The sequence below is a fragment of the Rhodococcus sp. IEGM 1307 genome, from assembly GCF_030056915.1.
In the GTDB taxonomy this organism is placed as follows: Bacteria; Actinomycetota; Actinomycetes; order Mycobacteriales; family Mycobacteriaceae; genus Rhodococcus_F; species Rhodococcus_F opacus_D.
In genome coordinates this window covers 127934-141792 of record NZ_JASHKW010000010.1, presented here as the reverse complement: position 1 = coordinate 141792, position 13859 = coordinate 127934, and the positions used below count along the sequence as shown (strand labels likewise).

Genomic DNA, 13859 nt, shown 5'->3' with positions numbered 1-13859 from the left:
AGAGCTGTGGCGACAACACTCAAACGCTACGAACACATCGACGCGGTGCGGGCAATTGCTGTGATGCTCGTGGTCATAGCGCATGCTGGACTCGGGCACCTGATTCCAGGCGGTAGCGGTGTCACAATCTTCTTCGCCATCTCTGGGTTCATCATCACCACCGTCCTATTGAAGGAGTGGAAGAAGACTGGCCGGTTCGACATCGGCGGGTTCTACATCCGCCGCGCAGTGAAGCTCGTCCCGCCGCTCGTCGTCGCACTGATCATCCCCACCCTGATCTACGCAACCCTCGGTGGAGTGATCAACTGGAACGCGTTCGGCGGGCAGATCCTCTTCTACTTCAACTGGGTCAAGCTCGACCATCCGCAGGTCCTCCCCGGTTCTCCGGTCGTGTGGAGCCTGTCGATCGAGGAACAGTTCTACATCGTGTTCGCAGCCCTGTGGCTGTGGCTCGTGAGAAGTTCCCGGACTATCCCGTGGCTCGCAGGATTGTCAGTAGTGGTCATCATCACAAGTACGGCCCTCCGGTTCGTTCTCGCCGACCCGGGAAACGAGCAGGCCGCCGATCGCATTTACTACGGGTCCGACACCCGAGCCGACAGCCTCGCATGGGGCATCCTGGCGGCGATCGCTCTGTACAAGTGGCAGAAGTCCGGGTCGCCCCGCGGATGGTTTCAGCGCATCAGCGGTAGTCAGTGGGCGCTCAATGTTGCTGTCCTGGTGTTTCTCGTCAGCCTGGTGATCCGTGACGACTGGTTCCGGCAGACACTCCGATACCCGCTGCAGAGCACCTCCACCTGCGTCGTCATTCTCTACGGATTCACAGCGACCCCCGGCGTTGTTCACAGGGTGTTCGCGGCCTTCTGCCGAGTCCGCCTCGTTCAGCTCATCGGACTTGCCAGTTACAGCATCTACCTCGTCCACCTCAGCATCATCATGACCATCGACGACCTCACCAAGAAGCTGCCGTTGCTCGCGCACGCGGCGATCGGAACAGCGCTCGCCGTCGCAACCGGGTACGCGATGTACCGATGGATCGAGATGCCCGCCCGCAAGCGGTACGAGGAGATCCGCGACCGCCGATCCGAACGGCAGCAACGACAAGCGAGCGCGACCACACCCGTCACGCCAGTCACATAACGCATCCTCGGGGCAGCGCGACATAGCGGACGTGGCCTACCTTTGCACGGACTGCCGGCACCCCAACGAGGGGATCGCACCGTCGACGTTCACCAACCAAATCCGGTCGCTGGTCGATGCGCGTCGTCGCGGCCCGCGGTGCAGCAGCTACCGGACAAACGGGGATGGACGACTCGATCATGTGCGGATGCGAACCCGATCCACGCGGACAACGTCGTCGCCAGCATCTCCGAGGCGAAGCTCGCCCACGTCGACGACTAGAGCACCCGTGTGTCCCTGGTAACGGGATGTCATTCGATCGATCGACTTGCGCTAACCATGCGGTACGGAAGTATGTCGCCATGTGACCGTAACATCGAAGATCGATGCGCCCGCTCCGAGCGGCAGGGGCAAAGACCTCTCCATCCAATCGCTGCGAGGACTGGCCGTCATTTTGATGGTCGCCGGCCACGTCATCGGCAACAAAGCCTCACGCGGAATGACTGTCGCCGACGATTCGGTGTGGCGGTACTCTTACCTGCTGCTCGAGGACATGCGGATGCCGCTGTTCACAGTGATCTCGGGACTCGTCTACGCACTGCGCCCAGTCCAACCGGGTGCACTGCAGGGGTTTTTGAAGGCGAAGGGGCGGCGGCTGCTGTTTCCGTTGGTGACAGTCGGCCTGCTGCTCTTCGCGATGCAGATCGTCATCCCCGGCACGAACTCAACGCCTCCGTTGACCGATATATGGCGCATCGCCGTCTACGGCCACGACCACCTCTGGTTCCTGCTGTCGGTGTTCATCATCTTCGCCGTGGTCGCCTTGCTCGATACGCACGGGGTGACGTCGACCCGACGCGGATGGGCGATCACCCTGGCCATCTCCGCGGTGCTGTTCGTTCTCTTGCGGTTCCCGAGCCTGTGGAATCTGTTCAGCATCAACGGTGCGCTTCGCCTGCTGCCGTTTTTCCTAATCGGATATGGGATGCAGCGGTACAAGCTGATGGACCTGCGCGGGTGGCGCGCCCTCGGCGTCGTGCTGGTCCTCGCCGTTCTGTACGTGCCGCGCACCGCGGTGGTTCTCGATTCGCTGCACCCAGCTCCACAGCTCGCCCGTCTGCTGAGTTTCGCCATCGGTTTCGCCGGCGTCGTCTTGCTCTACTCGGCGCGGCATCTGATCCACTTCCGCGCCCTGGCCTCGCTCGGTGGCTTCTCGTTCGCGATCTACCTGCTGCACGTGTTCGGTTCATCCTCGGCCCGGATGGCGTTGGGCAAGATCGGCATCGAGCAGGAGATCGCGGTGTTCGCGGTCTGCATGGTCGCCGCTCTCGGACTGCCCGTCGTGTTCGTGAAGCTCTTCGGCGGGTGGAACCCGATCCGCGTCGGCCTCCTGGGCGAGAAGCGGATACCGAAGAAGGGCCGGGAGTCCGAGAGCGGGAAGCCGTCAGGTCTCGACGCGAGGCTTGCGGAAGAGCCGCGGCACTGACCGGCACGTTGAAGCTCTTCCATTCGATCGTCGTGTCGGACGGAAGTAATTACCGCACTGCGTGCCCGGCATTCGCTGTGTCGGTGTCTCACTTGAGGCGACTTTGAGTGCGAAGCGATTCAGGCGAGCTACGACCGTGATCCGATGTAGGACTAGATCACCCGCGTGATCCCGTACCGGTTGCACATCACATCGATCACCGCGTTGATCTCGTCGGTCGAGAAGGCGCGGGTGAACACCTGCTGTCGGGCGATCTCGCCGGTCAGCCGCAGCGACGCGCCACTGTTCGATCCCAGCGTGAAGCCCTCGAGCTTGCCCGACACCGAGACCGTATTCGTTAGCGCGGCCGTCGCCAACGACGTGTGCATTTCGATCGCCGTACCACGGTTGACACAGACCGTGACCCACCAGGCTCCCGCCGTGAACGCCTGCGTAGCCGTCGACACCACGGTCGAGCTCGCTGAGTTGTAGAACAAGATCGACGCCGTGTTCACGTTCAGGCTGCGATAGTTGGCGGTCGAGTCCGTGCGCCCCAGAGCGAAGATTCGCGCCGACACTCCGGTGGTCACCTTCGCCACCGACACGAACGTCGCGTCCTGGCCCTGTGCGAGCAACTCCGGATTGGCCGCCGTCTTCAGAGAATTCGACCCATTGAACAGCAGCGCGGCGTGCCCGTTCGCCGCGGAATGCTTCAAGGTCGGCTTGGCGAATCCGCCAGTGATCGTGTCGAGGGTTACCGTGTTGGATCCCTTCGACGCCAGTGAGGTGATGGTAGCTACCCTTTGCGTTGATATTCGCCAGTATCGCGGTGATCGACCCATAGAAGGTCGGCGGCTCGGTTCCGAAGTCCATGCCGATGTTTAGACCGACCAGCCTCTCCCCCAACACGATTGGGCCGCCTGAATCGCCCTCCCACATCAACGCCCAGTTTTGTCAATGAATTCCGTCTTCCTTGGCGATGATCCCGCGATTCTTGCCGGTGGTTGCTCCTTGGTTGCACCCGACGTCCGACGCGAGGCATCACCGACAGTGGAAACGATGACGTCGGACGTGTCGCTGTACTTGCTCGGCACAGCAACGAGGCACTGCCCGATACCGGAGGCCATCGAAACCAGAACTGGGGCCCACAGCATATCTGTGAGCCCCAGCTTCAGATCGGTGCCGGACTTACACTCCGGCGGACCCACCCTCCGAACTGAAGGTCAGGAACGAAGCAAAGAAGTTGATCAATTCCGAGATGCTGGCGAAATCTACAGACATATTTCACTCCTGCCGAGGCGATGGTGTTGGAATCTCGATCCGTACCCCTGCCGGGCACTCGTTCTTTCTACACGAGTTAAAAGACTTTGCAACAGCAGGGGACCGAGGGCACGAACTCGCTCTCGCGATCCGTACCCTCTTTGCGATGCGGGCATGACGGCTGATCGCATTCGAATTGCTATTTCAGATATTCACATCAATCCCGAAGTAGATCAGCGCATTACACTACTGACCGAAAGACTATCCGGAACCCGGAAAAGCGACCGCAAACCTGATCAACCGTAGCTCGTAGCATCAAAATCTCCCATTCCCGCCCTGTTCGACGGCGATGAACCTGTTCCTCAACCACTTCCGACCTGGCAACGGCGCGCCCTCGACACACCTCCCAGCACATCGTGCGAGTGACAACGACTGGCCTGCAGTGGGTTCGAGATCCTGCTTTCGCGGCAGAGTGGAAGGCAGTCAGCGGTGAGAATCTCGCCGCCGTAGCGGTAAACCGAACCCGCGGATACGCTCAGCGCACACTGGTCGCGACCCCAACCCAGCGCCAGTGCAGAGACCCGCTGATGCTCGCCCGCTGGTTCCGACAGGGTTTCGACCTCCACTCGCTGATCTAACACCGCCGGACCACATCGTTGTGACGCCGACGCTCCCCATGTTCCCGATGAGCATCAGCTCAGGCACGCGCTCCGGAGGAGCACCATGCACTCTATTCCCGACCGACTCTACGACCTTGCCGCCCTCCTGAAGCACGCCTATGGGAAGGACGACTTCGTCAGCGTCATGCAACTCGAAGCGCAGCTGAACACACTGCTCACCAACCTGAGCGCGACACCTGGTGCGGAATAGCCGTATCCAGTACCAACCAGAAAATGGCTCAGCTCCTTGTCATTCGGATGGTATACGCACACGCACCGAACTGGCTGGTAGCCGATCTTCCTGTTGATGATCAGCTCGCGCCGGCGGACCCATCCGACAGTCGACGCGGAAACCCCGCCCTCCCCGACGTCGATCGGGGTGTTTCGTCATACCTCCAGAAAGCGTGCTCATGGACAGCGGCGTTTAAGATACACCTTCTGGCATGTTCATCCAGTTCGTCTCGGGAGTGCTGCACGCCCTCAACTGGGGCAGCGTCAACTAGAAGTTGCGAAGCGCCCCCGCCCCGGAAGGCGTGGGGCGTCGTCGTGCCCCTTGGTAGATCCACTGGTAGCGCCTCCTGAAGGACCAAATCCCTCACCTCGAAGGTGAGGTGGGCCCCCGTGGCTACTGCACGAGAGTGAACCCGGCGCCGTAGCTACCTTTTGCATTGATATCCGCCAGAATCGGCGTGATTTTCCCGTAGAACGTCGTCGGCTGGGTGCCGAAGTCCATGCCGATGTTGAGGCCGACGAGCGTCTCCCCCACCACGATCGGACCGCCCGAATCGCCTTGCCACATCACCGCCCAGTTCTGGATGTGAATACCATCTACCTTGCCGATGATCCCGCAATTCTTGCCGGTGGTTGCCCCGTGGTTGCACCCCATGTTCGACAGCGAGGCATCGCCGACAGTCGAGACGACGACGTCGGTGGTGTCGCTGTACTTGCCCGGCACGACAACATCCGGGTTCAGCCGGATTACCGCATAATCGAGCGCCGTGAACGTGCCGTCCGTGTTGCGCGAGTACACGTCGGTCTCCCACCCGATCGGCCCTTTGGCAGCGTCACCCACCTTATAGACAGCCGTACCCGCGCCCTGGTGGCAGTGGCCGACAGTCAGCGCAACCAAGCGGCCCGCGTTGTCGGTGCCGACCGCGCCGATCGAGCAGTACCCCTCGACGTCCGGGAACGGGGTGTAGGCGGTACCAGGCCCGACATGGATGGTCGGTCCCGCCTGCGCCACCGGGGTGACACCGAGCGTCACCGCGAGCGCGGCCAGAACCGCGACCAAAGTCATCTTCATCCTTGTCTCCTGTTTCTCCTACTTGGGAGCATTCTCCTGTTCTTCTTACTGGAACGCCCACTCATGGGGGGGTGCGTGGCGACGAAAGCCTCGCATCCCGAGAGGCGCGAGGGACAAGCTGAGCAACTCTGGATGGAAGCGGTTCATGCCCTTGTCATTCGGAGGATATACACGGCTCACTTTGACTGGCCAGTGATCGAGTTGTCCATTTATCATCAGCTCGCGTCGGTGGACCCATCCGACTGCCGGCGCAGAAACCCCGCCTTCTCCCCGACGTTGAGCAGAGTTTCGTCATATCTACCGGGAGAGTGCTCATGGACAGCGGCGTTTGGGATACGCCTTTTGGCATGTTCGCCCAGTTCGTCTCGGGGCTGTTGCACGCCCCCAATTTCGGCAACGTGAGCTAGAAACGACGAGACGAAATAGCCCACCCTCCCGAAGTCGTAGGGCGTCGCCTACCCCGGTTCAGGGCCGTTACTGCGGACGTCGACGTGCTGCTCCAGTTCGATGGCCAGGACGCCCGGGACTGCCTCGAGGGCTGCCAGTCGGCTCGCGGGGACGGAACCGGAAATGATTCCGATCGTGCGGTGCACCGCGTCGACCCGCATGCCCTCCTCGGCCAGCGCGACGCCGACCACGTCGATGTCCTCGACGTGGTCGGCGTCCACCGTGACACTGATTCCGACGATGCCCGGCACGATACGTCGAGTGCCTTCTATCCGGATGCCTGGATCAGCCCGGCACCGACATCGAGTGACGGCAACGCGAGCCGCCGGGAATGCTGGGTGAGCAGTGACCACAGCTCGCGGCCGGTGTGCCCGGTCTTCTCGCACCACAGGGCAGCGATGCCCGCGACGTGCGGAGTGGCCATACTCGTTCCATTCTTCGAGCCGTAGCGCACAGGCATCGGCACCGACGAGAACACCCGCACTCCAGGTCCTGCCACGTCGATCTGACCACCGGCGACGGGGTTGCTCGCGGCAGAGAAGTTGGCCAGCCCGAGATCGGGGTCGACTGCAGCGACGGCCATGATCGACGGACTGTTGGCGGGTACGCCCACCAGTCCCGGGCGTCCTGCGGCTCTGTTCGCGTTGTTGCCGGCCGCGGCAACGATCAGCACTCCGGCCGCCAGCGCACGCTGCCCCACCGTCTCGTAGGCGACCGACACCGACGCGACGTCGGCACCGAGCGACATCGAGACGATCTGACAACCGTTGGCGATGGCCCAGTCGATTCCTGCGAGGATCCCACCGTCCACGCCACGCCCCTGATCCGACAGAACCTTCCCGACGAAGATGTCGGCCTCGTGAGCCACTCCGTATCGGCGGGTGCCGGCCGCTGCCGCCGGACCGCAGGCCGTTCCGATGCAATGCGTGCCGTGTCCGTGCCCGTCCCGGGGTTCTGCGCCCGGAATGAACGACTGGGCCGTGACGGTGCGACCGTGGAAATCCGGGTGGGTGAGGTCGAATCCCGTATCGAGGACGGCGATCCTGACACCGCGCCCACTGCACGCCGACGTCGTGGTGCGCGTCGCCTGCAGTCCCCACGTGAACTCCGGCGTATCCAGGAAGCGCTCGGTGTCTACTGCCGCGACTGCACCGTTCTCAGGCGGTGCAATCTCTACGACGGTGTCTTCACTGTCCAGCGCATGGTGGACCAACTCGGGTTCGACCGAGAGGACCGCGACGTCGGGCGAGGCGGCTGCGGTGTGGAGTGCGGCCAACTGGTCGGGGTCCGCGGTCACCACTGCAATTCCGAGTTCGTCGAACAGAACTGCGTCGGACGCTTCCGCCAGTTCGAGATCCATTGCTGAAGAATCGAACTCGCTACTTCTCGTTACGATCGAGACCCCGGTGAGGGACCGTAGGAGTGCTGTGGGACCCGCTCGCCTCCCGTCGTCCGTGAACACCACGACCTGACGGCCCGTCGTCTCCGCCCGCGAATCGGCGACGGGCCCGTCGCCGTCACGGTCGGAATCTTGTGGAAATATCACTGTTTCGTCCTTTACTCTGGATCGCGGCGCGCTCGCCGTCGCGTCAATGTGTCTAATTACCTTCAGTTTTCGATCGCCGGTGGCGCTCGTGGGACTCCCCCACCCTCCGGTGTGGGCTCCCGAATTCCGCGAGTGGCGCACTACCCGAATTTGTGTCGGGCCGGGCTGTCGGGGTGAGTAGTTAGGTTCATACGACCGCAGAGATCACGTGGTACCAGTCGACGATGACGGACCTCACTCCGATCGATGCGATCATCGTCCGGATCGGACCGTCCAGGCACAGCTGGCTGTCCACGTGCCGAGTATCGCAACCGCAGATGCTCGGTGCGGTCCGCAACCCGATCAGGATCTCCGGAGAGGACTCTGTTCGGCTGCCCTCGACGAGTAGCGCTTCCTCGTCGACGCCGCGGACCGCGATGTCATGTCCGTCGGCGACGTCGCCGACGATCAGTGCGATGTAGTCGACGTCGTCGACGCGGGTGGCGATCAGTCGCGCCGTGCCGGTTCCCACCGGCACGACTTCGTCCAACACCAGAACGGCGGACTCGGATTCACGAAGTTCGACTCGTCTCGCTGTCCAACTGAAGAAGGGCTCCGGCCGCGCGGTCATGACATACTCCTGTAGTTCGACGCAATAACTTTCCGCGGTACCCATTCAGCGTGGCCGGGATGTCGGCTAATCTCGCGAGTAGCGTCCTACCCGATCGTGCGGACACGCCTTCGGTCGATCTCGAAACCGAACTCGTGCCCGTGTCGCACCACTCAATCCATCGACATCTGAGGAGTACTGCAGCCTAAAGCGGCTCCAAGGTTGTATTGCACTGCTTTGCTGGATAACTCGCGCCCAATACTCGTCACGGTGCTGTCCCCCGTGCCGCGAGAAACTTAGAATCAATGCATGGGTCCGGCGTGGCCTCTGATTCAGCGGCAAGTCGAGTTCGACGCGATCACCGCGTCGCTCACGACTCGGTCCGGGGGATGCGGTGTCGTCCTCACGGGCGATCCCGGAGTCGGCAAGACCACCCTCGCGCGGTTCGCCACCGAGTCGTTGCCACGTGAGGTGAAATGGGTGGCGGGCACCGAATCGGCTCGGAGCATCCCGCTGGGTGTGTTCGCGCATCTGGTCGGCGCGTCCACCTCCCGGGATCCGGTCGCCTTTCTGTCGGCGGCGCGGCAGGCGCTCCTCGACGACGGCCACAGTCGTGATGTGGTGATCGGTGTCGACGACGCGCACCTCCTCGATCAGCTCTCGGCGACATTCCTTCATCAGCTTGCCCTCGACAGGGCCGTGCACATCGTCGCCACCGTCCGCAACGGCGAGACCGTACCCGACGCGATCACGTCGTTGTGGAAGGACGGTCACCTCCTGCGGCTCGAACTGGCGCCGTTCAGCCGGGAACAAAGCATCGAGTTGATCGAGTCCGTGTTGGACGGCCCCCTCGAGGGGCTGAGCGCGGACATGATTTGGGAGGCGTCGGGCGGGAACGCGCTGTTCGTCCGGCACCTGGTGGAGGGCGCTCTCGAAGCGGGGACGCTGCGCCGTTCCGGTGGGGTCTGGCAGTTGCGGGGACGCGCAGCCATCACGTCCGAACTCGCCTCCCTGCTGGAGCACCGGATCGATCAGATTCCCCACGACGTGTTGCAGGCGTTGCAGCTCCTTACTTTCTGCGAGCCGCTCGATCTGGACATCCTCGGTCAGCTGGCCGGTGACGACGCGGTGGAGGAGGCCGAGCGACGCGGCCTCGTCAGAATCGTCGAGGATGGACACCGCCTCGACGTCCGTTACACGCATCCACTGTTCGGTGAGGTGATTCGACGACGGGTGGGGCGCGCAGCAGGGCGGCGACTACGCGGACGGCTCGTGGAGGCCCTGAGCAGCCGGGCCGTGGTCGGATCTTCGAATCGGATTCGCCTGGCAGAGCTGGCTCTCGACAGCGATCGGTCGGTCGAACCCGATCTGTTGGTGAACGCCGCGGAGGATGCGATCGGTTTGGCGAATGTCCCTCTGGGGGAACAGCTCGCGCGCGCGGCACTCGACCAGACCGGCAGCTTCGAGGCGGCCGACCTCCTGGCCCGGGCACTGCTGTGGCAGGGCCACGCCACCGAGGCCGAATCGCTGCTGCTGCCCTTTTCACCCGACAGCCTGGACCAGGTGCAACTGGTGCGCTGGGGTACATCGCGGATCGCAAACCTGTTCTGGGCGAGCGGCGAGTCGGAGAAGGCCGACGAGGTCCTCGCGGTACTTCGCGAGAAGGTCACGCATCCCAGTCTCGTCCCGATCATCGAGGGCATCGGCTCGGTGTGCGCGGTGTTCGAGAATCGGCCCGAGGAAGCAGCAGTAGCCGCGAAGGCGATTCTGGCCGCCGACCGAGTGCTGCCGTGGGCGATCGAGTGGGCGTTCTTCGGTGGCGGGTTGTCCCTGGCACTCATGGGGCGCGGCGGCCAAGTGCCGGAACTGGCGGCACGCAGCGCTGCGGTGGCCGATCAGATCGACGGGTTGCTGCGGTTCCCGGCCGCGCACGGTGAGATCCTCGCGTTGACCCTCACCGGACAGTTCGCTGCGGCTCAGCGCCGGGCCGATGAGTACCTCTCGTTGGCGTCGAGCGGCCGCTACGTTGCATGGGGGCTCGCGAACATCCTGGTGGGAACCGTGGAACTTGCCCGCGGTCGGTTCACCGACGCCGCGGGTCGACTCGAACAGGCGATCGCCGCCCTCAACGTCGGCGATACCGCCGATGCGATCTCGTGGAGTTTCCCCGCCTACATCGTGCTCGGTCAGGCGTACTCGGAGCTCGGTCGCATTCACGAGGCGGACGGCATCATCACCGCAGCGCAGGCCCGGAACGGCCGGCACGTGGCCGTGTTCGGGCCCCAACTCATGATGTCGCAGGCGTGGCTCGCCGCAGCGCGAGGTGAAACCTCGCGGGCCGTCGATCTATCGCGGTCGGCGGCAGAGTGCGCTTGTAAATCAGGACAGTTCGGCATCGAGGCGGTCGCGCTTCACCTTGCCACCCGGTTCGGCGACACGACCACCGCCACTCGTGTCGCCGAATTGGCCGACATCTGCGACGGCCAACTCGTGGACATCGTTGCCCGGCATGCGGCGGCAGTCGCGGCAGGAAACGGATGCGGTGTGGCCTCGGCAGCAACCGAGTTCGAGATCATCGGCGCCTTGCCGGATGCCGCTGACGCTTACGCTCGGGCGGCGATCGCGTTCACGAATGCCGGCGATAAGCGGCGTTCGATCGAGTGCGCTGCCGCGGCCGAAGCCCTGTCGGCCCGATGCGATCACATGTCCTCTCCCGCACTGGTGGAGGCGGCCCATCCACTCCCCTTGACGAGTCGTGAGCGTGAGGTGGGGTCGATGGTTGCGGCCGGATTGTCGAACCGCCAGATCGCCGATCGGTTGTTCGTGTCTGTGCGGACAGTGGAGGGTCATATCTACCGTGCGTGCATCAAGCTCGACGTCGCCGATCGCAACGGTCTTGCGCAGGCGATGGGCACGACGGTTCGGTGACACCCGCCGGTCTCCGGGCACGACGACATGCCGGCTCGGCAACAGGAATCATCCTGTTGCAGAGTCGGCGTGGTGCGCTGTGCCGCGCGGTCAGGATGCTCGGGGCCGGGCCCGGTTGTGCGCCGGCAGCGGCTTCCGTTCCCAGTCGACCTGCCGCGGTGGAATGAACGTGGGGTGCCGATCGGCTCCCATCTCTATCTCCCAGTCACTGTGATGCAGCAATCGGTGGTGGAATCCACAGAGCAGGACAAGGTTGCCCATGTCGGACGGCCCGCCTGCGGACCAGTGGACGATGTGGTGACCTTCGCACCACGATGGCGGCGCACCACACCCGGGGAATGCACATCCTCGATCTCTCGCCACCAACGCTTTTCGCTGTCTCTTCGTGACTGTTCGGGTGGAGATGCCGAGGTCGAGTGGCGCCCTGTTCTCGTCGAGCACGATCGGCGTATAAATCGAATCGCAGCTGAGGAGCCGGGCTGCCCTGAGACTCAACGGCCCCATCCACTCCGTCCACGCCACTCCATCGACAGCGAAAAGCGAGTCGTCGGACGAAGCGGCATCCTGCTGTGCTCGTGCACTGCAGTCGGTGTGGTCGGCGAGATCTTTGGCGTTGACGTGGAGTGAGACGTGTGGTCGTTCGCCGCCTTCTTCGCCGGCAATCCCGGAGTCGAGGTAGCGGCGCAGGAGTTCGGTGAACCCGTCCGCCCGTCGCTGCCCGGGCGTGCGGGGGTCTTTGGTGCCATCCTGCGCGGGCCTCGGCTTGGACAGTCCGGACAGCGCCGAGAGCAGCATCTCGCCGGTGACGGCATCCAGGTCGCCTTTAACGGCGACGCGTCCGTTAAGAGTCTTGGAGGCGTGGAACTCGTTGAGTTCGGTATCTTCACTGGGCGGCGGGTCGTCGGATTCGAAGGCGCGTTCCAGCCTGGCGATCACGGCGCGCACCGCATCCGTGTTGGCCATGGGACCGGTTGCGGCGAACAGCAACGCATTTCGGCAGTCATCCAACGCTTCGAGCGGCATGCCTTTGGGTGGCCGCTCGCAGAACTTCATGATCAGCGCAGCGTGCTCCGCCGAAATGTTGGTGTCGAAGAACTCGTCCGCAATTTCCGGCTGGAGACGCAAACCTCGGCCCAACAGCACGATTCGCCCCGCCGCGCCCACCTCGAGCAACGTCTTGGAGGCCAGCCACATCTTGGCGTTCGGAAATCCCAGCACATCGACCTTGCAGCGATGATCGACGGCACCGACGAGCTTGACACGCAAAGCTTCGAGCCGCTGAATCTCCTCCGAGACGAGAACAACCGATTCGAGCAACTCCGCCTCGGCCAGACGCCACGCATCACCGACCGCGGTCGCCAGAATCTCGTCCGACAACGCCGCCTGGATATCTCCCCCGAGCCCCATCCTTGAATTTTAGTTCGAACAGATGTTCGAGTCAATGGTTTCGCGACAAAATGACATACGAGCACCCGGACGGGTGGCACGCTTGACGGTGTGACGACCCAGGACCCGGCGACCGAACCCCACCGCAGTCGCTTGCGCCGTCTGCGTGCTGCGTGGCGGAGGAAGCTCGATCCGAGTGAGCAGTCGGCGGTGGTGTCGTGGGGCGCGTTCACGCTGACGTTCGCGGGGGTGCGGGCGTTGACTCATTGGATCCGGCGCGGGCACGGACCGGCCGGCGGTGGGTTGAGTCTCCACGGCCGCCATTTTCACCATTACAACCTCGGCATCGCCGCGCTAGCCGGGGTAGGGGCCGTGGCGGTGCGCGGCTCCGAGAAGCAGCGTCGCCATCCGACGGTGCCGATCTCGTACGGCGTCGGCACCGCGCTCATCGTCGACGAGTTGGCGTTGCTGCTGGATCTGGAAGACGTCTACTGGGCGAAGGAGGGGCGGACCAGCGTCGACGCCGCGGTGATCATCATCGGGCTCGGTGGACTGATGACTGCGGGATTCGAGTTCTGGCCCGCGGCCCAACGCGCACTCACGGAGCCGACGTAGGCGGCAGCGCACCGGACAGCCGGGCCGTCCCCCACGGCTCGACGTCGTAGACCGGGATGCAGTCCAGGCCGCGGGCGCGCACGCGCTGCACGACCGCCGCGTCCGCCGACGCGCAGGTCCCGTCGGCGACGGCCTCGGTGACGATCGCGTACAGCACGTCCCCCTGGAGTTCGCGTACGGGTTTCAGTCCCTGTTCCACCGTCCAGTGCCGCACGGCGGCCCAGTGCGTCACTTCGGTGACGGTGGATGGGTTGCCGATGAACAGCACACTCCGCGTGATGTTCCGTCCGCCCGCGACGGTCGATGACTGCACCTGAATTTCCGCCTCGGTGCACCACTCGTACGCCACCTCTGCCAGCGTGGTGCTCGCTATCGTCGACATCTACCTCGTCCTGTTCCTGCGTCCGACTCGCATGAAGATCATCCTGTCGCGTATCGGGTGCCGCGACTGTCCCCCGATCGGACCCGGAATCGGGTGGTTCGGCTGTCCCCCGATCGGGCCACAGTGCCTGGGGTGCGGGCTGAATCGAGACGTCGTATCA

Annotated in this window: 12 protein-coding genes; 5 read left to right on the top strand and 7 right to left on the bottom strand. The window is 63.7% G+C overall.

The features are described 5' to 3' along the window. Positions 1-6: 6 nt before the first annotated feature. Together QM841_RS21150 and QM841_RS21145 are read left to right on the top strand one after the other, a co-directional pair. A complete protein-coding gene (locus tag QM841_RS21150; protein WP_283333455.1) occupies positions 7-1140 on the top strand; it encodes an acyltransferase family protein in 1134 nt (377 codons plus the stop codon). A 343-nt stretch (positions 1141-1483) separates the two neighbouring features. After that, positions 1484-2605 carry an acyltransferase family protein gene (locus QM841_RS21145; protein WP_283333454.1) on the top strand — a complete coding sequence of 374 codons (1122 nt, stop codon included), beginning with the start codon at positions 1484-1486 and terminating at the stop codon, positions 2603-2605. 152 nt (positions 2606-2757) lie between these two features. Here QM841_RS21145 and QM841_RS21140 read toward each other — a convergent pair whose 3' ends face one another. Then, entirely contained in the window at positions 2758-3300 is a 543-nt protein-coding gene (locus tag QM841_RS21140) for a hypothetical protein (protein ID WP_283333453.1), read from the bottom strand. Between the two features lie 1267 nt (positions 3301-4567). Here QM841_RS21140 and QM841_RS21135 point away from each other — a divergent pair. Next, entirely contained in the window at positions 4568-4714 is a 147-nt protein-coding gene (locus QM841_RS21135) for a hypothetical protein (protein WP_283333452.1), read from the top strand. Between the two features lie 414 nt (positions 4715-5128). Here QM841_RS21135 and QM841_RS21130 read toward each other — a convergent pair whose 3' ends face one another. The 4 genes from QM841_RS21130 to QM841_RS21115 all read right to left on the bottom strand — a co-directional run bounded on the left by QM841_RS21130 (position 5129) and on the right by QM841_RS21115 (position 8409). Further along, positions 5129-5806: a chymotrypsin family serine protease gene (locus tag QM841_RS21130; protein WP_283333451.1), complete on the bottom strand. Its 678-nt coding sequence runs from the start codon at positions 5804-5806 to the stop codon at positions 5129-5131. Between the two features lie 455 nt (positions 5807-6261). After that, positions 6262-6504 carry a hypothetical protein gene (locus QM841_RS21125; protein WP_283333450.1) on the bottom strand — a complete coding sequence of 81 codons (243 nt, stop codon included), beginning with the start codon at positions 6502-6504 and terminating at the stop codon, positions 6262-6264. A 17-nt stretch (positions 6505-6521) separates the two neighbouring features. After that, positions 6522-7799, bottom strand: a complete 1278-nt coding sequence (locus QM841_RS21120) for a S8 family serine peptidase (RefSeq protein WP_283333449.1) — start codon at positions 7797-7799, stop codon at positions 6522-6524. A 187-nt stretch (positions 7800-7986) separates the two neighbouring features. Next, on the bottom strand, positions 7987-8409 hold the full coding sequence (locus QM841_RS21115) for a hypothetical protein (RefSeq protein ID WP_283333448.1): 423 nt from the start codon (positions 8407-8409) through the stop codon (positions 7987-7989). Positions 8410-8697: 288 nt separating this feature from the next. Here QM841_RS21115 and QM841_RS21110 point away from each other — a divergent pair, with 288 nt between their 5' ends. Beyond that, positions 8698-11316, top strand: a complete 2619-nt coding sequence (locus tag QM841_RS21110) for a helix-turn-helix transcriptional regulator (protein WP_283333447.1) — start codon at positions 8698-8700, stop codon at positions 11314-11316. A 90-nt stretch (positions 11317-11406) separates the two neighbouring features. Here QM841_RS21110 and QM841_RS21105 read toward each other — a convergent pair whose 3' ends face one another. Then, a complete protein-coding gene (locus QM841_RS21105; RefSeq protein WP_283333446.1) occupies positions 11407-12723 on the bottom strand; it encodes an HNH endonuclease signature motif containing protein in 1317 nt (438 codons plus the stop codon). A 90-nt stretch (positions 12724-12813) separates the two neighbouring features. Between QM841_RS21105 and QM841_RS21100 the strand changes: the two genes are divergently transcribed. Beyond that, a complete protein-coding gene (locus QM841_RS21100; RefSeq protein WP_283333445.1) occupies positions 12814-13317 on the top strand; it encodes a hypothetical protein in 504 nt (167 codons plus the stop codon). Here QM841_RS21100 and QM841_RS21095 read toward each other — a convergent pair. Continuing rightward, positions 13301-13699, bottom strand: a complete 399-nt coding sequence (locus QM841_RS21095) for a hypothetical protein (RefSeq protein ID WP_283333444.1) — start codon at positions 13697-13699, stop codon at positions 13301-13303. The two genes, QM841_RS21100 and QM841_RS21095, sit on opposite strands and share 17 nt — an antisense overlap. Between the last annotated feature and the right edge of the window lie 160 nt (positions 13700-13859).

What these genes read in the sequence shown, in the direction of transcription:
- QM841_RS21135 (WP_283333452.1), top strand. Translation starts at nt 4,568, where the DNA reads ATGCACTCTATTCCCGACCGACTCTACGACCTTGCCGCCCTCCTGAAG.
- QM841_RS21115 (WP_283333448.1), bottom strand. Translation starts at nt 8,409, where the DNA reads ATGACCGCGCGGCCGGAGCCCTTCTTCAGTTGGACAGCGAGACGAGTC.
- QM841_RS21105 (WP_283333446.1), bottom strand. Translation starts at nt 12,723, where the DNA reads ATGGGGCTCGGGGGAGATATCCAGGCGGCGTTGTCGGACGAGATTCTG.
- QM841_RS21095 (WP_283333444.1), bottom strand. Translation starts at nt 13,699, where the DNA reads ATGTCGACGATAGCGAGCACCACGCTGGCAGAGGTGGCGTACGAGTGG.
- QM841_RS21110 (WP_283333447.1), top strand. Translation starts at nt 8,698, where the DNA reads ATGGGTCCGGCGTGGCCTCTGATTCAGCGGCAAGTCGAGTTCGACGCG.
- QM841_RS21130 (WP_283333451.1), bottom strand. Translation starts at nt 5,806, where the DNA reads ATGAAGATGACTTTGGTCGCGGTTCTGGCCGCGCTCGCGGTGACGCTC.